The sequence below is a fragment of the Labedaea rhizosphaerae genome (assembly GCF_004362825.1).
GTDB classification, from domain to species: domain Bacteria; phylum Actinomycetota; class Actinomycetes; order Mycobacteriales; family Pseudonocardiaceae; genus Labedaea; species Labedaea rhizosphaerae.
In genome coordinates this window covers 1,503,090-1,522,223 of the sequence record NZ_SNXZ01000001.1, presented here as the reverse complement: position 1 = coordinate 1,522,223, position 19,134 = coordinate 1,503,090, and the positions used below count along the sequence as shown (strand labels likewise).

At 71.3% G+C, this 19,134-nt stretch carries 21 protein-coding genes; 11 read left to right on the top strand and 10 right to left on the bottom strand.

Annotated features, from left to right (window positions below; genetic code table 11):
- The first annotated feature begins 31 nt into the window (after positions 1-31).
- On the top strand, positions 32-955 hold the full coding sequence (locus tag EV186_RS07205; RefSeq protein WP_133848237.1) for a helix-turn-helix transcriptional regulator: 924 nt from the start codon (positions 32-34) through the stop codon (positions 953-955).
- Between the two features lie 478 nt (positions 956-1,433).
- Here the strand turns inward: EV186_RS07205 and EV186_RS07200 are convergent, their stop codons facing one another.
- From EV186_RS07200 to EV186_RS07180, 5 genes are read right to left on the bottom strand one after another with little or no spacing between them, the layout of a single operon-like run.
- Positions 1,434-1,970, bottom strand: a complete 537-nt coding sequence (locus EV186_RS07200) for a hypothetical protein (protein ID WP_133848236.1) — start codon at positions 1,968-1,970, stop codon at positions 1,434-1,436.
- Positions 1,967-2,695 carry a hypothetical protein gene (locus EV186_RS07195; protein ID WP_133848235.1) on the bottom strand — a complete coding sequence of 243 codons (729 nt, stop codon included), beginning with the start codon at positions 2,693-2,695 and terminating at the stop codon, positions 1,967-1,969. Before EV186_RS07195 ends, EV186_RS07200 begins: the two co-directional genes overlap by 4 nt.
- A gap of 31 nt (positions 2,696-2,726) precedes the next feature.
- Positions 2,727-3,008 carry a hypothetical protein gene (locus EV186_RS07190; RefSeq protein WP_133848234.1) on the bottom strand — a complete coding sequence of 94 codons (282 nt, stop codon included), beginning with the start codon at positions 3,006-3,008 and terminating at the stop codon, positions 2,727-2,729.
- The gene (locus EV186_RS07185; protein WP_133848233.1) at positions 3,008-4,303 is read right to left on the bottom strand and encodes a WXG100 family type VII secretion target; all 1,296 of its coding nucleotides are present in this window, start codon (positions 4,301-4,303) and stop codon (positions 3,008-3,010) included. Before EV186_RS07185 ends, EV186_RS07190 begins: the two co-directional genes overlap by 1 nt.
- 2 nt (positions 4,304-4,305) lie before the next feature.
- A complete protein-coding gene (locus tag EV186_RS07180; RefSeq protein ID WP_133848232.1) occupies positions 4,306-4,770 on the bottom strand; it encodes a hypothetical protein in 465 nt (154 codons plus the stop codon).
- Positions 4,771-4,951: 181 nt separating this feature from the next.
- On the opposite strand from EV186_RS07180, the gene EV186_RS07175 reads away from it, so the two are divergent.
- Together EV186_RS07175 and EV186_RS07170 are read left to right on the top strand one after the other, a co-directional pair.
- Entirely contained in the window at positions 4,952-5,950 is a 999-nt protein-coding gene (locus EV186_RS07175) for an LLM class flavin-dependent oxidoreductase (RefSeq protein ID WP_243753858.1), read from the top strand.
- A 97-nt stretch (positions 5,951-6,047) separates the two neighbouring features.
- Entirely contained in the window at positions 6,048-7,409 is a 1,362-nt protein-coding gene (locus EV186_RS07170; RefSeq protein ID WP_133848230.1) for an MFS transporter, read from the top strand.
- On the opposite strand, the gene EV186_RS38780 is transcribed toward EV186_RS07170, so the two are convergent.
- Positions 7,406-7,546: a hypothetical protein gene (locus tag EV186_RS38780; protein ID WP_166659047.1), complete on the bottom strand. Its 141-nt coding sequence runs from the start codon at positions 7,544-7,546 to the stop codon at positions 7,406-7,408. The genes EV186_RS07170 and EV186_RS38780 overlap by 4 nt on opposite strands.
- An 80-nt stretch (positions 7,547-7,626) precedes the next feature.
- On the opposite strand from EV186_RS38780, the gene EV186_RS07165 reads away from it, so the two are divergent.
- Positions 7,627-8,187 (top strand): PaaI family thioesterase, encoded by a 561-nt coding sequence (locus EV186_RS07165; RefSeq protein ID WP_424982162.1) that lies wholly within the window; start codon positions 7,627-7,629, stop codon positions 8,185-8,187.
- Position 8,188: 1 nt separating this feature from the next.
- The gene (locus EV186_RS07160; protein WP_133848229.1) at positions 8,189-9,331 is read left to right on the top strand and encodes a metallophosphoesterase; all 1,143 of its coding nucleotides are present in this window, start codon (positions 8,189-8,191) and stop codon (positions 9,329-9,331) included.
- 160 nt (positions 9,332-9,491) lie between these two features.
- Here EV186_RS07160 and EV186_RS07155 read toward each other — a convergent pair whose 3' ends face one another.
- Positions 9,492-11,828, bottom strand: coding sequence for a serine/threonine-protein kinase (locus tag EV186_RS07155; RefSeq protein ID WP_243753857.1), 2,337 nt, complete (start codon positions 11,826-11,828; stop codon positions 9,492-9,494).
- A gap of 201 nt (positions 11,829-12,029) precedes the next feature.
- Between EV186_RS07155 and EV186_RS07150 the strand changes: the two genes are divergently transcribed.
- Entirely contained in the window at positions 12,030-12,524 is a 495-nt protein-coding gene (locus tag EV186_RS07150) for a hypothetical protein (protein ID WP_133848227.1), read from the top strand.
- A 186-nt stretch (positions 12,525-12,710) separates the two neighbouring features.
- On the opposite strand, the gene EV186_RS07145 is transcribed toward EV186_RS07150, so the two are convergent.
- Both EV186_RS07145 and EV186_RS07140 read right to left on the bottom strand, forming a co-directional pair.
- A complete protein-coding gene (locus tag EV186_RS07145; protein WP_133848832.1) occupies positions 12,711-13,679 on the bottom strand; it encodes a glutamate ABC transporter substrate-binding protein in 969 nt (322 codons plus the stop codon).
- 5 nt (positions 13,680-13,684) lie between these two features.
- The gene (locus EV186_RS07140; protein ID WP_243753856.1) at positions 13,685-15,037 is read right to left on the bottom strand and encodes a hypothetical protein; all 1,353 of its coding nucleotides are present in this window, start codon (positions 15,035-15,037) and stop codon (positions 13,685-13,687) included.
- A 212-nt stretch (positions 15,038-15,249) separates the two neighbouring features.
- Between EV186_RS07140 and EV186_RS07135 the strand changes: the two genes are divergently transcribed.
- Genes EV186_RS07135 through EV186_RS07120 form a run of 5 tightly spaced genes read left to right on the top strand, consistent with a single transcriptional unit; the run spans position 15,250 to position 18,508 of the window.
- On the top strand, positions 15,250-15,813 hold the full coding sequence (locus EV186_RS07135) for a DUF5134 domain-containing protein (protein ID WP_133848226.1): 564 nt from the start codon (positions 15,250-15,252) through the stop codon (positions 15,811-15,813).
- Positions 15,814-15,864: 51 nt separating this feature from the next.
- On the top strand, positions 15,865-16,263 hold the full coding sequence (locus EV186_RS07130) for a hypothetical protein (RefSeq protein WP_133848225.1): 399 nt from the start codon (positions 15,865-15,867) through the stop codon (positions 16,261-16,263).
- Positions 16,260-16,424: a hypothetical protein gene (locus tag EV186_RS38775; protein WP_166659046.1), complete on the top strand. Its 165-nt coding sequence runs from the start codon at positions 16,260-16,262 to the stop codon at positions 16,422-16,424. The genes EV186_RS07130 and EV186_RS38775 overlap by 4 nt, the downstream gene beginning before the upstream one ends.
- A gap of 18 nt (positions 16,425-16,442) precedes the next feature.
- Positions 16,443-17,123, top strand: coding sequence for a response regulator transcription factor (locus EV186_RS07125; protein ID WP_133848224.1), 681 nt, complete (start codon positions 16,443-16,445; stop codon positions 17,121-17,123).
- A complete protein-coding gene (locus tag EV186_RS07120) occupies positions 17,120-18,508 on the top strand; it encodes a sensor histidine kinase (protein WP_133848223.1) in 1,389 nt (462 codons plus the stop codon). Before EV186_RS07125 ends, EV186_RS07120 begins: the two co-directional genes overlap by 4 nt.
- Here the strand turns inward: EV186_RS07120 and EV186_RS07115 are convergent.
- Positions 18,468-19,073 carry a TetR/AcrR family transcriptional regulator gene (locus EV186_RS07115; protein ID WP_133848222.1) on the bottom strand — a complete coding sequence of 202 codons (606 nt, stop codon included), beginning with the start codon at positions 19,071-19,073 and terminating at the stop codon, positions 18,468-18,470. The two genes, EV186_RS07120 and EV186_RS07115, sit on opposite strands and share 41 nt — an antisense overlap.
- Positions 19,074-19,134 lie beyond the last annotated feature (61 nt).

The window sequence follows — 19,134 nt, the reverse complement described above, 5'->3', positions numbered from 1 at the left end:
ACGCTGTCCGCACCGACGACAGGGGTGGGCGATGTCCGGACCTCGAAGGGTGCCGACCGCGCTGGAGAAGCGGTTCGCGTCGCTGTCCAGGGCCCTCGGCAAACCGGCTGAGCCGGAGGCCGCCGAGGGCACGCAGGGCACCGAGGCGGAGGTCGCGTCGGGATACCTGGTGGTGCGCGCGTCCGGGGCGAGCGCCACCCGACAGGCGATCGACGCCACGCGGGCCGCGAAGGCGGGCGCCAAGCCGGGCGCGCGCGAACCGGACATGGTGCAACTGGCCATGCGTGCGTCGCTGCCCAAGTACCTGCCCGCCGACGGGATCGCCTTGCAGTTCCCGGAGTGCGCGTTGCGCGCGCACCCGGGCGGCGGCGGTCAGGGCGGGGTCGTGCTGCTGGCGGTGGCCGCGCACAAGCTGTCGATCAGCTTCGCCGAACTACGGCCGCTGCTGTTCCAGCCCGTGCCGGTCGACCGTCCACTGCAGACACTGTTCGCCGCGTCGGTGTCGCACCTGCTGGTGGTGGCGGAATCCCTGGACCCGCACGGGATCAAGCCGTACCTGCTCGGCCTGGCCGAGTTGGTGCTGCGCAGCGCCCTGCGCACCGAACTGGACCGGGCCGACGCGATCGCCACCCGCCGCCGGGCGGCGGTGGAGTACATCAAGCAGCACTTGTCGGACCCGTCGCTGACCGCGGAACGGATCGCGGAGGCCCTGTTCATCTCCCGCCGCCGCCTGTACCAACTCTTCGACGACGGCGATGGCGTGTCGGGGAGGATCCGGCAACTGCGGATCGACCGCGCACGGGAGTTGTTGTCCGACCCCGCGCACGCGGTGCGCGGCGTGGGGGAAATCTCGCGCCAGTGCGGCTTCGCCAACGCGGCCCACTTCTCCCGCACCTTCCGCAAAGTGGTGGGCGAAACCCCGCGCGAGTACCGCGACCGCGTGCTCAAGCGCTGAGTTATCCACACCCTGTGGGTTATCCACAGATCGCGCTCCAGCCCGTTTCCGCCCCCACAAACCGATAGACTGGGTCATGGGGAGCCCCCGAGGGAGGGCGGGGGTTTTCGTTACGCGCGCGCGAGGCGAAAGTGTTGCGGTGCAACGGTTTCGACGGTGCTCGCGCATAACGAATTGGTTGCCGCGAGCGTCGTCGGTTGCACCGAAGTGGATCCAAGGGCGCCATTCCGGTGCGATTCGCGAGCCGTCTCCAGAACGGGTACACGAGCAGCGCGGCACCCGAGTTGTCCACACCCTGTGGGTTGTCCACAGATCGCGCGATCGCCCGTTCCCGCCCAGGCAAACCGAGAGAATGAGACTCGGGGCGCACCGGGCAGGGTGGGGGCTTGGTCTACGCGCGCGCGAGACGAAAACGTGTGGCACAACGGTTCCGCGGTCGAAACGCGTGGAATCGGTTGCGGTGGAACAACAGTCGGCGTTAGTCGAAGCTGACCGACGACAGCAGCTCCCCGAGCACGGCCGCCAGCTCCAGCCAGCCCCGCCCGGTCAGCGAATGCAGCGTGAACACGGCCAGCCGGCCGCCGGCCGGGGCGATCACCACGGCCTGCAACTGGCAGCCGGACGGCGGGTCCGACATCACGATCCGCTCGGCGATGATCACCGGGTAGCCGCGTTCGGTCCGCGACTCGGTGATCTCGTGGATGTCCGCCCCCGCGCTCGCCTCCAGGAACGCCCGCACCTCGTCCGCCGCGTCCGCGCCGAACGGCAGGTCGGCGTGCACGACCATGCTCACCAGCACGCCCGGGTCCGACTGCGGGTGGTCGACGACGGCCACGAGCCCGGCCGCGTTCTCGTGCGCCAGTTGCGCCGCGTCGTGCGCGGCGAGGGCGACACCGGGGTCGTGGGCGGACTCGCCGCCGCGGGTCTTGACGATCAGTTCGGCCAGTTCCCGCTCGGTGTCCGCCGGTGATCGCATGGTCACCGGGGTGATGCCCGCGACCGACGCCAGCTTCACGGGCGACCGCCACCGAGTGCCGACGCCAAGGCCGACGCGGCGCCGGTCGGGACCGACTCCGGGCGCCGGGCGCGACCGCCGAACGCGGTCGCGAGGCTGCCGGCCAACCCGGACCCGCGGCGCAACGCATCGCCGAGCGAACGACCGAAGGCCGCGTTGTCCCGCTCCGCGGGCTCGCCGGTCAGCTGAGCCGCGACCTGGTCGGCGGCCAGCCGGTGCGTGCGTTCCAGGTCCCGCGCCTGACCGAGCACCGTCGCCAGGCGGCCTTCCAGGTCGGCGACCCGCTTCGCGGCGGCGGTGACCTCGACGCTCGCCGAGGCCGTCGCGGTCGGGGTGGCGGCCAGGTCGAGGGTGTTCTGCTTCTCCTGCAGGTCGTCGCGCGCGGCGTCGAGGTCGCGGCGGACGGCCAGCGCGGCGCGATCCAGGTCCTCGGCGCGGCGCTTGTTGGTGGAAAGCGTTTGCGCCCACTCTTCGAGCACGGTTGCCGCCGCCCGCAGCGACGCCGGCCGCGCGGCCAGCGACTCCGGCACGCCGGACAGGTGCCGGCGGAACGCCTCCGAACCCGCACCGTGCCACTGCTCGCCGGCCGCGAGCGCCTTGCGCACCGCGGGCTCGGCCGCGGCCAGCTGCTCGGCGGCCGTGGTGAACTGGGCGGCGGTCTGGGTGACCGAATCCAGGTCGCCCGGGGTCGGGTCGAAGCCGAGACCCCGATAGGGCCCGCGCACCGCACTCACCTCCCAGTCAAGTCGGCGGGGATCACCGTAGACGGTCCCGGGCCGCCTCGTCGGCCTCCTGGTACGCGGCGAGCGCGGCGGTGACCCGGCTGCTGCTCTCCCGCATGAGGTCGCGCACGGTCGCCAGGTCCGCCGCGGTGGACCGGGTGAGCGCGGCCGCCGCCGCGGTCAACCGGTCCGAGCCGAGGGTGCCGCCGACCTCGGTGGCGAGCGCGTCGGCCGCGGTGTGCACCGCGTCCGCGGCCGCCGTCAGCTCCCGGCTCGCCGTGGTGAGCGCCTCACCGTCGGCGTGGTAGCCGGTCATCACTCGCCGAACACCGCGGGGTAGGCCGGCGGGATGTCGTCGAACAGGTCGAGGCCGTCGTCGTACTTGTTGTGGTGCTCGCCGTCGTCCTCGCGGTTGGCCCCGCTGCCGCCCATGGGCGGGTACATGCCACCCGCACCACCGCGACCCGCGGCACCGGCCGCGCCACGCGTGGCCGCCGCCTCCTCGGCCGCCGCCGCACCACCGAGCGCGCCCACGCCGGACCGAGCGCCCGCCGCACCTTCACCGGCCGCACCGGCACCGCCGATGCCGACCGGACGGCCACCGAAGCCCGCGGCGCCGGGCCCACCGGCTCCGCCGACGCCGCCGAAGCCCTGACCCGGGTAGTTCGTGCCGCTGCCGCCACCACCGGGCAGGCCGGGGCCGACCCCGCCCGGGTAACCGCCGCCGCCCGGGTAACCCGAACCCGGGTAGCCGGTGCCGCCGCCGACGTTGGGCGGCTGCGCGAACGAAGGCGTCGTGTAACCGGGGTTGGTGCCGCTGCCGTCACCCGCGCCCGGCGACGTCGCCGTGGTGCCGCCACCGGAACCGGGCGGCGCCACGTTCGGCGGCTGGGTCTGCGAACCGCCACCCGGCGGCGACGCCACGGGAACCGTGGCCGTGCCGCCCCTCGGCGCCATCGACGGCGCCTGCTGGAACTCGGGCAGCTTGTCGTGCACCTCGTAGCTGCGGTCCTCGTAGCCGCTCATCACCTGGATGGCCTTGGCCTTCGCCGTCTTGGCCTGCTCCTGGGTGGCCATGTGGTCGTCCGCGAGGTGCTTGAGCAGGTAGCTGTGCAACTCCGGGTCGGTCACATTGACCGCGTAGCCCTCGGCGAGGCGGCGCTCGGCGACGTAGTCGACCGGCTCGGGCATGGTGGCCTGGGCGTGGGTGACCGCGTCGGCGTAGTGCTTGAGGCCGGTGCCGATCGCCACCGCGGTGTTGCCCGCCTCGCCGCCCCATTGGGTCAGCCGCGAGTTGGACTCGCTCGCGCTCACCGCCGCCGAGCCGCGCCAGGTGGTCATCAGCTTCTGCATGGTGCCCTGGACGCCACGCGTGGTGCTGTCGATGGCCGTGGCCAGGTTCGACCAGTCGTCGGCCTTGTCGTACATCTGCTGCGGCTTGGCCGACTGGACCATGTCCCACATCTGCCGGTGGGAGAAGTAGTCCCAGTTGACCTTGCCGAAGTGCTTGTACTGCTGCTGTTGCAGCCTGTGAGTGTGGGCCTGCTCGCGCTGTTGCCTCTTGCTGACGCCGTGCACAGCGGTGTAGGTCTTGCCGTGGTGGTTCGCCATGACTACGCCTGCCCCTCGCTGCTCTGCCGCGACAGGTACTCGGCGACGCCGGAGTCGACGGACTCGTAGGTGGACAGCGTCTGCGCGATCGCGGCGCGGACGTTGCCCAGCTCGTTGTGGTAGTTCCAGAGCGCGGCCTTCACACCACCGCTCTGCGCGCCGGCGCGGTCGAGGAACGTCGCGGCCATGTTCTTGGCGACCGGGCCGTGGCCGTCGCCGAGCGGGCCGTGCAGCTGCTTCGCCCGCTCGATGTGGTCGAGGAGTTCGGCCTGCGCGGCAGCGAGGTCCTTGTCCGCCTGGATCAGGTCCTCCGGCGTGACCTCGATGCCGTCCATGCCGACACCGCTGATGTTCTTGTCGGTGTGATCGGCGTGGGCCATCGTCGGCTTGTCGTACTGCGGCTTGTGTGACCCGTGATGTTGCTGGCGCCACACGCGCTCAGCCTCGGCCTTGCTGTCGATACGCACGGCCCACCCACCTCCGCAAACCCCTTGACGCCCCTGTGGCCCGTACAGCATTTCGTGGCCGCAGTCCCGACACAAAGCTTGGCGTGGGCTTTGTGCACACCTGGACATGTGCACAGCTCACCTGGACAAGACGCTACCTGGTCAACGCTCGACGAAACCAGGGCGCGGTAAAGTTCGACAGGTGACGAACAGGATCCCGTTGTCGGTGCTGGACCTGGTCCCGATCGGCGAGGAAACGGACGCCGCGACCGCCCTTGCCGCATCCGTTGACCTGGCCAAACAGGCCGAGGCGATGGGCCACCGCAGGTACTGGGTCGCCGAGCACCACAACATGCCGGGCATCGCCAGTTCGGCGCCCGCGGTGCTGATCGCCCGGCTGGCCGCGGCCACCGAGACCATGCACATCGGCTCCGGCGGCGTCATGCTGCCCAACCACCCACCGCTCGTCGTGGCCGAACAGTTCGGCATGCTGACCGCGATGTTCCCCGGCCGGGTCGACCTCGGGATCGGGCGCGCGCCCGGCACCGACCCGGTCACCGCGCGGGCGTTGCGGCGCAGCGCCGGACCGCTTTCGGTCGAGGATTTCCCCGCGCAGTTGGACGAACTGTGCGGCTATTTCGACGGCCAACCGGAAAACCTGGTCAATGCGGTGCCGGCGGCCGGGAACCGCCCGGAGATCTGGCTGCTCGGCTCGAGCGGCTACAGCGCGCGCCTGGCCGCGCGGCTGGGCTGGCCGTTCGCGTTCGCCCACCACATCAACCCGCTGGACGCGGCCGCCGCGATCGCCCTGTACCGCCACGAGTTCCGCTCTTCCTCCATTTTGGACAGTCCACACGCGATGCTCTGCACGAGCGTCGTGTGCGCGCGGGACACCGAGCACGCCCGGTACCTCGCCGGCCCGCTCGCGTTGTCCCGGCTGAACCTGCGCCGCGGCAAGCCGAAGCCGCTGGCCAGCCCCAAGACGGCCGCGCAGCTCGAGCACAACTCGATCGAGCAGACCATCATCGACGAGGCCATGGCCACCATCACGCTCGGCGACCAGGCGACCGTCGCGAAGCGACTGTCCGAACTCGTCGAACGCACCGGCGCCGACGAGCTCATGGTGACCAGCATGCTCGCCGACCCGGCCGACCGGCTGACCTCGCACAGCCTGGTCGCCGAGGCCATGGCGGCGCGCTGACCTGGGCAAACGCTGACCACGTCGGGCTGGAACCGGACCACGGGTCTATGGTCGGTTTGTTGAGCAGCAACAAGCTGACCGGGAGGTCCGTGGGATCATGACTGACCAGGCGACGTCGGGGACGCCAGGGAAGACAACAAGTCCGGAACCGGACCAGCGGGCGGTGCGCAGAGCCGTCGCCGCTTCGGCCATGGGCAACTGCATCGAGTGGTACGACTTCGGCGTCTTCGGGTTCATGCCCGCCGTCGTCGGTGCGGTGTTCTTCAACGCGGACGACCCCACCAAGAACGTTCTCGGTACTTTCGCCGTCCTCGCGGTCGCGTTCGTCGCGCGCCCGTTCGGCGGCTTCATCTTCGGCCCGCTCGGCGACCGGATCGGCCGGCAGAAAGTCCTTGCCACCACGATCATCCTGATGTCCGGCTCGACGTTCGTCATCGGGCTGTTCCCGTCGTACTCGGCGGTCGGCTGGCTCGCGCCGGTGCTGGTGGTGCTGGCGCGGCTGGTCCAGGGGTTCTCCGCCGGTGGCGAATACGGCGGCGCGGCGACGTTCATCGCCGAGTACGCGCCGGACAAGAAACGCGGGTTCCTCGGCAGCTGGCTCGAGTTCGGCACGCTGACCGGCTTCTTCCTCGGCGCGGGGGCAGTCACGCTGTGCACGGTCGCGTTCGGCGACGCGGCCATGCAGTCGTGGGGCTGGCGGATCCCGTTCCTGATCGCGGGCCCGCTCGGCCTCGTCGGGCTCTACCTGCGGCTCAAGCTCGAGGACACGCCCCTGTTCCAGGAGCTGGAGAAGAAGGACGCGAAGGCGAAGTCGCCGCTCAAGAAGGTCCTCACCGAGCACTGGCAGGCGATCCTGCACCTCATCGGCTACGTGATCCTGCTCAACATCGCCGACTACGTGCTGCTCACCTACATGGAGAGCTACCTGTCGGACACGCTCGGGTTCACCGGGAACACGCCGCTGTTCATCATCATGGGCGTGATCATCGGCATGATGGTGATCATCACGCCGATCGGCGCGCTGTCGGACCGGATCGGCCGCAAGCCCATGCTCTACACCGCGTGCATCGGCTACATCATCCTGCCGGTCCCCGCGTTCAAGCTGATGGGCACGGGCAACGTCGGACTGCTCACCGTCGGCCTTGCCATCACCGGTTTCCTGCTCACGCTGATGCTCGCCACGATCCCGTCGACGCTGCCGGCGATGTTCCCGACCGAGGTCCGCTACGGCGCTTTCGCCATCGGCTACAACCTGTCGACGTCGCTGTTCGCGGGTACCGCGCCGTACATCGTGACGGCCCTGGTGGAGGGCACCGGCAACCAGCTGATCCCGGCGTACTACCTGATGGGTGCGGCGATCATCGCGGCCGTGCCGATCTTCCTGCTGCCGGAGACCGCGGGCCGGTCGCTACGCAACATCAAGGGGCACACGAAGCCCGCCGTGCCCAGCCCCGTCTAACGCGGGCCGATCAGCAGGTGGGCCAGCTGGTCGGCCAGGGCCGAGCTGCGGTCGAGCGCGGGACCGAGCAGGTCGACCAGCGTCTGCTGACCGGCCGGCTCGGCCGGCTCGGCTGGTTCGTCCGTGGCTTCGGGCACGGCACCAGGGTGACGCGACCGACACGGGCCGGGCCAGGTCGGATGCTCAACGGGACAACCAAGTTGCCTAATGTGTGCTGGTGACCCGATCAGCGCCCTGGCCGCCCGTGGAGACCGAACTGCCACCTCGCCACCCCGAGGCACCGGCGCCGGGCACCGAACTCGGCCCGCACTACGCCAAGTGCTTCGGCTGCGGTGAGCAGCCCGACGGCCTGCACATGCGCATGGTCGCCGGGGACGGGCTCTACCTGGATTCGACGTTCAAGGTCCTCGAGGCACACCAGGGCGCGCCGGGCCTCGCCCACGGCGGGCTGCTGGTGTGTGCGTTCGACGAGGCGCTGGGCACCACCGCGGGCACGTTCCTGCGCCGGCCCGCGGTCACCGGCAAGCTGGACACGGACTTCCTGCGCCCGGTCCCGGTGGACTCGGTGCTGCACATCCGCAGCACGCTCGACGGCGTCGCCGGGCGCAAGGTGTACGTCAGCGCCGACGGGCGGCTGGACGGGCCGGAGGGGCCGATCGCGGTGAAGGCTCGCGGGCTGTTCGTGACCGTGAAGCTGGAGCACTTCGCCAAGCACGGCCGGGCTTCCGACATCGCGGCCGTCACCGCGAACCCGAGCATGCTCGAAGTGAACCCCTGACGTGTTCGTCCTCATCGTCGGACTGCTGGTGGCGGCGCTGCACCTCTACCTGTGGAAGCGCCTGGTCAAGGACACGACCGGGCCCGGCCGGGCGCGGCGGATCGGCACGGTCGTGGTCGTGCTGCTCGCGCTGCTGGTGGTGGCGGCCATCGGGCTCGGCCGCGTGGTCGGGCCGGTCGCCGGGGAGTGGTTCGAGGCGCCCGGGTTCGTGTGGCTGGGGTTGGCCGCCTACCTGGTGCTGGCCCTGATCGTGCTGGAGCTGGCTCGTCTTGCTGCCCGGCCGTGGGTGCGCCCTTCCGGCATGCCGGATCCGAGCCGCCGGTTGTTGCTTGCCCGAGGCCTCGCGGTCACCGCAGGCGTCGCCTCGGCCGGGATCGTCGGGACCGGGATGGTGACGGCGCTGGGGCCACCGGACGTGCGGCGGGTGGACGTGCCGCTGCGCGCGCTGCACCCGGACCTGACCGGCTTCCGGATCGCCGTGGTGAGCGACATCCACCTGGGTCCGATGCTGGGACGCGGGCACACCGAACGGCTCGTGCGGATGATCAACGAGACGTCCCCGGACCTGGTGGCCGTGGTCGGTGACATGGCCGACGGCACGGTCGACGAGCTGTGCCCGGCCGCGGAACCGTTGCAGGACCTGGTTTCCCGCAACGGGAGCTTCTTCGTGACCGGGAACCACGAGTACTACTCGGGCTACCAGCAATGGATCGGCGAGCTGGACCGGCTCGGCGTGCACCCGCTGCGCAACGAGCGCACGACGATCACCCGTGGCGCCGGCGGTTTCACGCTGGCCGGGGTGAACGACCTGACCGGGCGCTCGATGGGCGACGCGCCCGACTTCGACCGCGCGCTCGATGGCCGGGACCCGTCGGTGCCGACGGTTTTGCTTGCGCACCAACCGGTGCAGGTCGACGAGGCGGCCAAGCGCGGGGTGGACCTGCAGCTGTCGGGGCACACGCACGGCGGTCAAGCTTGGCCGTTCCACTACGTCGTCGGGCTCGGTCAGCCTTCGTTGGCCGGACTGTCCCAAGTGGACAAAACGTGGCTGTACGTCACGCGCGGCGCCGGTTTCTGGGGCCCGCCCGTGCGGATCGGCGCACCCCCGGACATCACCGTCGTGACCCTCAAGCCCGCCCCGTGAGCCGAGTTTTCCACACCCCGGCAGTTGTCCACAGATCCCGCCACCACCCCCATTCCCCCTGGTCAACCCGATAGACTGGCCAAGGGGGAGCCCCCAGGGAGGGCGGGCCCGCGCCCACGGTTCGAAGTTTCGAAGTTCGCGCGGAGGGGCTCGCCGGGGTTCAGGTCAAGGTGCGGGGGCGGATCTCGTTGGCCTTGTCCACCAGGTCGTGGCGTTCCTTCGGCGAGCCCGCCAGCCGGGCCAGGCGCCGGTAGCAGTCCTCCAGGCCGAACCGCAGTTCCCGCTCCGAGAGCCCGCAGCCCAGCAGCTGCTTGCCTTGCGGGGCATGACCATTGGTGCCGCCCGCACGCACCCAGTGGAACGCCGACTCCAGCACCTGGATCGACAGCCGGGTCCGGCGCTCGGCATCCAGGGTCAAGCGTTCCAGCTTGCGGGCCGCGTCGTGCAGGTCCTGTTCGACCTGACGGGTTTCCTGGGCCCGGGTCTTGATCTTGATGGCGGCGACCTGCGCGGCGACGTGGTGGGTCGAGCTCTCGGGCACCGACTCCAGCACCTCGATCGCACCGGCCCGTGCACCCTGCTGCAGGTACACCCGCGCCAGGCCGAACGCCGCGCTCACGTACGCGTGGTCCGTGCGCCACACCAGCTCGTAGAACCGGGCCGCGCCGAACCAGTCGCCCGCGTACTCCGCGGTCACCCCCAGGGCCAGCTTCGGCGCGATCTCGCCCGGCATCGCGTCGTAGACCCGGTCGAACGACGCGTGCGCGTCGAGGGGCTGGCCCTTGGCCAGCGCGATCAGCCCGTCGTACCAGTCCAGGCGCCAGTCCTCGACACCGGCGGCGAGCCTGCGCGCACCCGCCAGGTCGGCGGCGGCCAGGTTCACCTCGCCCAGCTCGATGTGCGCCCGCACCATGCGCAGCCGCACCTCGATCGAGTCCTGCGGTGCCCCGGACAGGATGTCCATCAGCTCCGCCGGTTCGGTCGCGGTGATGCTGGCGAGCACGCCGGCCGCCGGGTCGTCGGTGTCCACCTGCGGCAACGGCAACGCGCCGGCCACCTCGAGCGGCTTGGGCACCACCAGCGGCGCCGAGTCCGCCACCGACAACGCCGTGCCGAACGTGCGCGGCTCCAGACCGAACACAGTGGACACACCGGGTCGCGGCCGTCCGGTGCCCAGCGCCATGACCTCGCGCAGCACGCCGGTCAGCTGCTCGGCCATCTCCTCGGCCGAGGCGAAGCGCTTGCGGGGGTTCTCGTGGGTCGCACGCTTCAGGATCCGGTAGTACGAACCGAAGAGCGCGAACAGCGGCGCCTCGTCCGGGCCGGGCAGCGAGTGCTTGTAGCGGGTCGTGTAACCGTTGAACTCGATCGACAGCACGGCCAGGGTGCGGCCGACCGTGTAGATGTCGGACGCGACCGACGCGCCCTCGGTGGCCAGCTCCGGCGCGCTGTAGCCGAGGGTGAAGAAGAGCGGGCTCGTGTAGTCGTCGGTGCGCCGCACCGCGCCGAGGTCGATCAGCTTGAGCTGCTCGCCGGTCTGGATCACGTTGTCGGGCTTGAGGTCGCAGTACAACGCGTCCATCGAGTGCAGGTACCCGATGGCGGGCAGGATCTCCAGCCCGTACGCGATGACCTGCCCGATCGGCAGCGGCTCGGCCCGGCCCACCGCACGGTGGTGTTCGAGCGCGATCTCGCGCAGCGACTGCCCGCCGACGTACTCCATCACGATGTAGCCGACCGACGTGCCGGTCACCGGGTCCGGGTGCTGCACGAAGTTGTAGATCTTGATGACGTTCGGGTGCTCGACCTCGGCCAGGAACTGCCGCTCGGCCACCGCCGAGGCCATGGACGTCGCGTCCGTGGTGTCGATCAGGCCCTTGAGCACCACCCAGCGGTCGGACACGTTGTGGTCGCGCGCCAGGTAGATCCAGCCGAGCCCGCCGTAGGCGAGGCAGCCGAGCACCTCGTACTGCCCGCCGACCAGGTCGCCCTGGCCGAGCCGCGGCTTGAAGTTGAACGGGGTGCCGCAGGCCTCGCACTGCCCCTGCGCGACGCCGGGCCGCCCGCCGGCGGAGCGGCCGACCTTGGCACCGCAGTTGTTGCAGTAGCGCTTCTCCTCCGCGACAACGGGATCCGACAACACGGCGGAGGCCGGGTCGCGCACCGGCACCACCGGCACGTCGACCAGACCGGCGCCGAGGCGGCCACGCGCGCTCGTCCGCGACGAGGTGCGCGGACCGGTGCTGCGTGAGCTCGTGTGCGGGAACCGGTCGCCACCGGTGCTCGGCTGGCTGCCGGGCGCGGTCACCGGGCGCACCATCTCGGTCGGCGGTGTCGGATCCGGCCGGCGCGGCTGCGGCTTGGGTGGCTGCGGCTTGGGTGGCTCGATGCTCTGGGTGGGCGGGACCGTGCCGAGCACGCTCGTCGGCTGCGGCGCGTCCTCGGGCAGGACGTCCGGCGTGCCGGCGGGTGTGGGCGTGACCTGCGGGACCTGCATGCCCTGCCACTGCCCGGGGGTGACGGGGTGCGGCGCCAGCCCAGCCGGTTGCCCTTGCGGCCCTTGGCTTTGCGGCGGAGCCGAGGGCGGGAAGGGCTGCCCCTGCGACGGCTGCCCCAGCTGGCCTTGGCCTGGGAAGGGTTGGGAGGGCTGACCCATCGGCAGCGACTGGCCCGAAGGCGGAGTCGGCACCGGCTGGCCGTGCTGCTGACCTTGGCCGGGGAAGGGCTGGCCCTGCGATGGCTGACCCTGCGACACGGGCTGCCGTCGCGGCTCGCCCGGCAGCGGCTGACCAAACGGCGGTTGGCCGGGCTGACCGAACGGGCGCTGGCCGGGCTGACCTTGCGGTTGCCCGGGTTGCCCGGGTTGCCCAGGTGCGGGCTGGCCTTGGGGGTTCGGCATGGGCGAGCCCTGCGGCGCTTGACCTTGGCCGAACGGCTGCGGCGGCCGACCTTGCGGCGGGAACGGCTGGCCTTGCGGCGCCTGTCCTTGTGGCGCTTGACCTTGTGGCCACGGCCCGGGCCGTGGCGGCTGGCCCGGCGCAGGCCGGGGCGGCTGCTCGGCGGCGCCGGGATCCGCCGGGCGCAGCCGTGGGGTCGGGCTCGGCGTGTGCGCCGCGCGCGCCACCGAAGCCGCTTCGGACTCGGCCGGCGACCGGTGCCGCCCGCCCTCCGCACCTTCTGGGCGCGGCGGTGAGGGCATCGACCCGCTCAGCACCTCCGGGTCACGGAACCAGCCCGAGCCGAACGCCGCGTCGATCGGGCTGTCGCCGGCGGCCTGCGCGGTGTCGACGTACCCGCACTTCGGGCACACGCCCTTGGTGAGCTCGCCGGAACAACCCGGTCTCGGACATGCTGAAGGTGATGCCATGACCGCCCCTCGTCAGTCCCGGTACCGAAGCGTCGGCACCGGCTGCTCTTCACCGGTGCCACGCAACCACTTGTTGTAGCTCGCCTGCCAGGCGCCCGAGCTGATCGACTGCTGCAGCACGCCGTTGACGAACCGCACGAAGTTGTCGTCGCCCTTCTTGATGCCGATGCCGTAGGGCTCCTCGGTGATCTGCTTGCCCACCATCTTCAGGTTCGGGTCCTGCTTGACCATGCCCGCGAGGATCGTGTCGTCCGTGGACACGGCGTCCACCTGCCCTTGCTGCAACATGATCAGGCAGTCGGCGTAGGTGGGCACCGAGACCGGGACCGGCTTGGACGGGTAGCCGGTCAGCTTCTTGATCGACGTGGAGCCGCTGGCCGCGCAGACCTTCTTGCCGGCCAGGTCGTCCAGGCTGGTGGCCTTGGACCGGCGGTCGACCAGCACGCGCTGCCCGGCCGTGTAGTAGACCGCCGAGAAGTCCACGATCTTGGCGCGTGCGCAGGTGACCGAGTAGGTGCGGGCCACGACGTCGACCTCGTCGCCCGCCAGCGCGGCCTCGCGCTCCTTGGACGTGATCACCTTGAACTGCACCTTGTCCGGGTCGCCGAAGATCGCCTTCGCGATCTCGCGGACCCGGTCGATGTCGAACCCCTCCATCTGGTTGGTGGTGAGGTTGCGGAAGCCGAACAGGTAGGTGTTCTGGTCGATGCCGGCCCGCAGGTAGCCGCGGTCGTGGATCTTCTTGAGCCGGGACCCGGCCGGGAACTGGCCGGGCGCGGGCAGCGAACCGCTGGGGCGCAGGCTGATCGCGTTCGGGTCGCAGCTCGAGGTCGAGGCCGTGTCCGACGGCTCGCCGCCACCCACCCCGGCCGGTTGCGGCTGCTGCACCGCACCCGCGGGCGCCGGGTCGACCGGCTGCAGGCTCGACGAACAGCCGGCCAGCGCCAGTGCGGCCGCGAGCGCGCCGAAGAGCTTGCGCATCCTTCTCACCGGTACTCCTGCAGTCGCCGTCTGATCCCCATTGTCACCCCGGCGAGGGCGACCAGGCCGAGGACGGCAAGCCCGGGCCCCAGCCCGGTGAGGGTCTTGCCCGCCTCGTCGGCGCGTTCGACGAACGCCTTGCGGCCGCTCATGATCGCGTCGTCGAGGCTGCTGTCGAGCTTGGCGAACAGTTGCGCGGCGCTGGTCGGCTCGGTGCCGGTGGCCGCCTTGACCGCGGCTTGGTAGTCGCCCTCGTCGTCGGTCTTGCGGATCTCCAGGTGCGCGTTGTGCCACTTCGACGCGCTGTCGATCGCGGCGTTGACGCTGCTCGAGGTCTGCGCGTTGTCCGCGGCGAGGTCCTTGGCCTTGGCCAGCAGCGTGCCCGGTCCGCCGTCTTTCGCGACCAGGCCAGGAATCAGCTTCTGGTAGTCGGTCTCGTACTGCGGGCCGTCGCCGCGCGCCACCAGGGTCAGCGTCTCGTTGGCGCGGCACTGCAACGCCACGATCCGGGCCTGCACCAGCACGTCGACCTGTTGCGAGCCGTCCCGGTTGGCGCTGGAGATGTGCGCCGAGCCGACCACCATGGCCAGCGCGCCCCAGATCACGCCGACGCCGACGGCGATCGTGGCGACCAGCAACCCCACGTTGAGCAGCCGGTTCGTGCGCTTGGTCAGGTAGATCTGGCTGGCGATCAACGCGGCCAACAGCAGTGCCGTGAACCCGGTCAGGAACCACGGGATCGCGGTCGCGTCGTCCTCGCCCTCGTTCAGCCGCTCGATGTCGATGCGGAAGAGCTCCTGCGCGGCGGGCAGCAGCTCGCTGCGCATCAGCGTGGACGCCTCGCGCAGGTAGGCGCCGCCGGTCGGGAAGCCCTGGCGGTTGTTGGCCCGGGCCGTCTCGACGAGTCCGGTGTAGACGGGCAGCGCCTGGGAGAGCTGGTTGACCTGCTGCGCGGCGCCCTCGACGCCACCCACGTCACCGGCCGCCTTGGCGAGCGCGGCCCCGGCCTGCGCGATGTCGGCTTCATAGCGTGAGCGCAGGTCGGCGGGCTCGACGCCCCCGGCGAGGAACGCCGAGGACGCGGTCGCGTCCGCATCGGACAGCGACCGGTAGATCTGCTGCGAGGCCGCGGAGAGCGGTTCCTGGTGGTTGATCAGGTCGTCGATGGTGTTCTGGCGGCTGAGCACGGTGGTCACACCGACCACCGACGTCACCACGGTCAGCAGGAACAAGCCGACCATGATCAGGGTCAGCCGGCCCGGCGACGTGGCCGCCGACTCGGTCAGGTTGCGCACCATCGTGGCCGGGATGCTGCGTACCCGCCGACCCCCGGTCTCCGGCGCGGCGGTCGTCACCATCGGTAGTCTCTCCGCCTCCCCTGGGCGTTTCCGCCTGTCGAGCAGAACTTAGTGGAGCGGCACCCCTACGGCCAGGGAAACGGCCCAGTTGAGGTCACAGCCGGTGAACAATCGGCGAGTTGCCCCCGGACGTGGTCGCCCGGTTGTCCGATGGCACGCGGGGCATCGAGTCGGCTACGTTCAGTGACAGCCGTCCGATCGGAGGCTCGTCGATGAGCGGTCCGGAGTGGTTGCGCTGGCTGCTGACCGGCCCGTTCCTCGGGGTTTCGGCGTACTGCGTCGTGCGGCTGGTCCGCGCCGGGCGCGACTACCCCGGCTGCGCCCGCGCCGTCGACCTCGCCCACGTGCTGATGGGCGTCGGCATGGCGGTGATGGTGTCGCCGGTCGGCGGGCCGCTGCCGCACGCCGGCTGGGAGACCGTCTTCCTCCTGCTCGCCGTGTGGTTCGCCGGTGCGTGGCTGCTCGCCCGCGGCACGCCGGTGCCCGACTGGCACGGCAGCACGCTGCACCACGCGCTGGGTGCGGCCGCGATGTTCTACCTGATGGTCGCGAGCCGGAACGAGCACATGGACATGGGCGCGGCCTGGTCTTCCAACCACTCGATCGGGTCGGTCGCGGTGCCGGTCGTCGGCTGGCTGCTCGCGGGGTACCTGCTGGTCCACGCGGGACGGATCGCGTGGGTCGCGTTGCCGCGGCCGGGGACCCGCCGCACCGGGGCGTGCCAGGTGGTGATGGCCCTGGGCACGGTGGCGATGCTCGCGCCCACCTTTACGTGACCCGAACATCGCCCCCACGGAGCTCGTACACACCCCCGGCACAGTGAGGGCATGTCACTGACCAGGAAGTTCGCCGCGGCCGGTTGCCTCGCCGCGTGCCTCGCCGTCGCCGCCCCCGCCATCGCGTCCGCCGACCCGGCACCGACGCCCGGGCCCATCACCGTCACCCTCTCCGCCGACCAAGCCCAGTTCCTCTGCACGAAGCGCCTGCCGAAGGTGCAGGAGCGCACCAAGAAGCTCGTCGCCCGGATCAACGGCGACGAGAACACCCGCGGCTCGACGAAGTGGCTGCAGGCCCGCGCCCAGAAGGAGAAGGCCGCCGGGCGCACCACCACCGCGCAGCTGCTCACCGAGCGGGCGAGCCGGCGCGCGGGCCAGGTGGACAAGCTCAACCAGATCAACCAGTGGGCCACCGACTTCTCGGCCAAGTACTGCGGCGGCAGCAAGTGAGGCGCGCCGCCCTGCTCGCGGCCGCCGCACTCGCACTCGTGCTGTGCGGCGGCTGCCGGGCCGACCAGGCGACCGGACCGACCAGCCCGGCCGACACCTCGCAGTTCGACCAGATCGACTCGACGCTGGCGAGCATCGAGGCGGACGTGAACCAGCCTTGAGTGGCAGCATCTGCGCCCGTGACCGCACCTAAGGGGCTCGTGCTCGTCGTCGAGGACGACCGCGCCATCGCCGACCTAATCTGCCTGTACCTGCGCAAGGACGGCTTCGGCACGCAGGTCGTCACCGATGGCCCGGCCGCGCTCGCCGCCGTGCGCGCGGCCAAACCGGTGGCCGTCGTGCTGGACATCGGCCTGCCCGGCGCCGACGGCATCGAGGTCTGCCGCGCGATGCGGGCCGCGGACGACTGGACGCCGGTGCTGTTCGTGACCGCGCGGGACGAGGAGGTCGACCGGGTCATCGGGCTGGAGATCGGGGCCGACGACTACGTCACCAAACCCTTCAGCCCACGGGAACTCCTCGCCCGGCTGCGGTCGGTGCTGCGCCGGGCCTCGCTCCCCGCGTCCGGCACCGTGTTGACGGTCGGCGGCACTCGGGTCGACCTCGACCAGCGCCGGGCGTGGGCGGGGGATGAGGAGGTCGCGCTCACCTCGACCGAGTTCGACCTCCTCGCCCACCTGATGCGCCAGCCCGGCCGCGTGTTCGAGCGCGCGCAGCTGCTCAGCGCCGTGTGGGGTTACTCGGCGGCGGCCGGGACGCGGACCGTGGACGTGCACGTGGCGCAGCTGCGGGCCAAGCTCGGCGCCCACAGTCCCATTCGGACGGTGCGCGGCGTCGGCTACTCGGCGGACGCGGCATGAGGCGCGCGTCGCTGGCCGTGCGGATCACGGCGCTTTGCCTTGGCGTGGCGGCGATCGCGGTGCTCGTGGCCGCCGGCGTCGCGGCCCGGCTGGTGAACAACGCGGCCCGTGAGGTGTCCCGGCAGTCGCTGGCCGACCAGGCCGACGTGGTCGCCGGGCAGATCGCCGACACGGGGCCCGGGTCGCGCACGGGCCTGCGCAAGGTGACCGAGGTGCTGCGCGGGCAAGGCGTGGACACGGTGTTGTTGCGCGGGAACGGCGAACTGCTCGGCGCGAGCACGGACGCGGTGCGCGCGGCACGCCAGGCCGGGCTCCCGTCGGTGACCGGCGACGAATCGGCGTTCAAAGCGGTGCAGGTCAACGGCCGCACGCTGCTGGTGGAGCTGCGCGGGACGGGGACGAAGACCGGCGTCGCGCTGGTGCGCGAGGTCGAGACGGCGAAGGGGACCGAGCGGACGCTGTTCCGCAACGTGTTGTTCTCCTTGGCGATCGGACTGGGGATCGCCGCGGTCGCGGGGTTGTTGCTGGCCCGGGTGTTGTCCCGGTCGCTGCGCCGAACCGCGGGCGTGGCCGGGGAGATGAGCCGCGGCCGACGGGACCTGCGCGCACCCGTGGAAGGCCCGCGCGAGGTCGCCGAGGTCGCCACCGCGGTGAACACGCTGGCCACGGCGTTACAGTACAGCGAGTCGCGGCAGCGCGAGTTCCTGCTGTCGGTGTCGCACGAGCTGCGCACGCCGTTGACCGCCGTGCGCGGGTTCGCCGAGTCGCTGGCCGACGGCGTGGTGACCGGCGACGAAGTGCCCGCCACCGGGCGGACCATCGAGCAGGAGGCCAACCGGCTGGACCGGCTGGTCAGCGACCTGCTCGACCTCGCCCGGCTCGGCGCGGACGACTTCCGCCTGGACATCGCCAACGTGGACCTGACCGCGCTGGTCGAGGACTCGGCCCGGGTGTGGCAGGCCCGTGCCGAGACGGCCGGGCTGCGCTTCGAGTTGTCCACAGTGGAGTTCCCGGTCGTGGTCGCGACGGATCCGCGGCGGTTGCGCCAAGTGGTGGACGGCCTGGCCGAGAACGCCGTGCGGGTGAGCCCTTCGGGCGCGCCGTTGGTGTTGTCCCTCGCGCCGACCCAGACCGGCGCCGTCCTGCAGGTCCGCGACGGCGGACCCGGGCTGTCCGAACAGGACTACGCGGTGGCGTTCCAGCGCGGCGCCCTGCACGAGCGCTACCGCGCGAGCCGCCCCGGTGGCACCGGCATCGGGCTGGCCCTGGTCCACGGCCTGGTCACCCGGCTCGGCGGCACCATCACGGCCGGACCGGCGCCGGAAGGCGGCGCCTGCTTCACGATCACCCTGCCCCGCGAAGGCCCCGCAGCAGCAGGTCGGTGATGGTGTCGACGACCTCGTCGTCGGAGTACGGCGGGTCGTCGGTGGACATGAGCGCGAACGCGAGGGTCGAGATCAGGCCGCCCATCGCCGCCGCGAGCAGCGTCGAGTCACCCGGGAGCTCACGCCCCTGCTCGCGCGCGTAGTCCAGGTGGCCCTTGAGCACGGACGTGTCGTCGACCAGCTGCTCCCACAACTCGGCCGCACCCGCGCCCTTCGCAGCGGCGGCGTCCCGCATGGCCACCATCACCGGGAAGTTGTCCTTCATGACCTGCCAGGTCACGGCCACGTGCGTGCGCAGCTGGGCCCGGTCGGTGAGGTCGTGCTCGCGCGGGTGGGCGCCGGCCAGCGAGTCGTGCGCCTGGCCGTGCATGTCGAGCAGCAGCACCACCAGCAGGTCGTCCTTACTCGCGAAGTGCTCATAGAACGAGCCGGTCGACCGGCCGGCCGCCTTGGTGATGTCGGTGATCTTGGTCTTCAGGAACCCCTGCTCGACGAAGAGCCTGCGGGCCGCTTCCTTCAGCGCCGCCTCGGTCTCGGCCGCCTTCACCTTCCGGCTACTTGACACGAGGCCATCCTGAACGTAACTTCACTGAATATCAATTCAGTGAATCTAGGTTCAGTTGATT

Bases quoted from the DNA above. Each gene is read 5' to 3' on its own strand.
- EV186_RS07140 (WP_243753856.1), bottom strand. From the start codon at position 15,037: ATGGTGACGACCGCCGCGCCGGAGACCGGGGGTCGGCGGGTACGCAGC.
- EV186_RS07130 (WP_133848225.1), top strand. From the start codon at position 15,865: ATGTCACTGACCAGGAAGTTCGCCGCGGCCGGTTGCCTCGCCGCGTGC.
- EV186_RS07185 (WP_133848233.1), bottom strand. From the start codon at position 4,303: ATGGCGAACCACCACGGCAAGACCTACACCGCTGTGCACGGCGTCAGC.
- EV186_RS07205 (WP_133848237.1), top strand. From the start codon at position 32: ATGTCCGGACCTCGAAGGGTGCCGACCGCGCTGGAGAAGCGGTTCGCG.
- EV186_RS07120 (WP_133848223.1), top strand. From the start codon at position 17,120: ATGAGGCGCGCGTCGCTGGCCGTGCGGATCACGGCGCTTTGCCTTGGC.
- EV186_RS07145 (WP_133848832.1), bottom strand. From the start codon at position 13,679: ATGCGCAAGCTCTTCGGCGCGCTCGCGGCCGCACTGGCGCTGGCCGGC.
- EV186_RS07155 (WP_243753857.1), bottom strand. From the start codon at position 11,828: ATGCAGGTCCCGCAGGTCACGCCCACACCCGCCGGCACGCCGGACGTC.
- EV186_RS07190 (WP_133848234.1), bottom strand. From the start codon at position 3,008: ATGACCGGCTACCACGCCGACGGTGAGGCGCTCACCACGGCGAGCCGG.
- EV186_RS07135 (WP_133848226.1), top strand. From the start codon at position 15,250: ATGAGCGGTCCGGAGTGGTTGCGCTGGCTGCTGACCGGCCCGTTCCTC.
- EV186_RS07170 (WP_133848230.1), top strand. From the start codon at position 6,048: ATGACTGACCAGGCGACGTCGGGGACGCCAGGGAAGACAACAAGTCCG.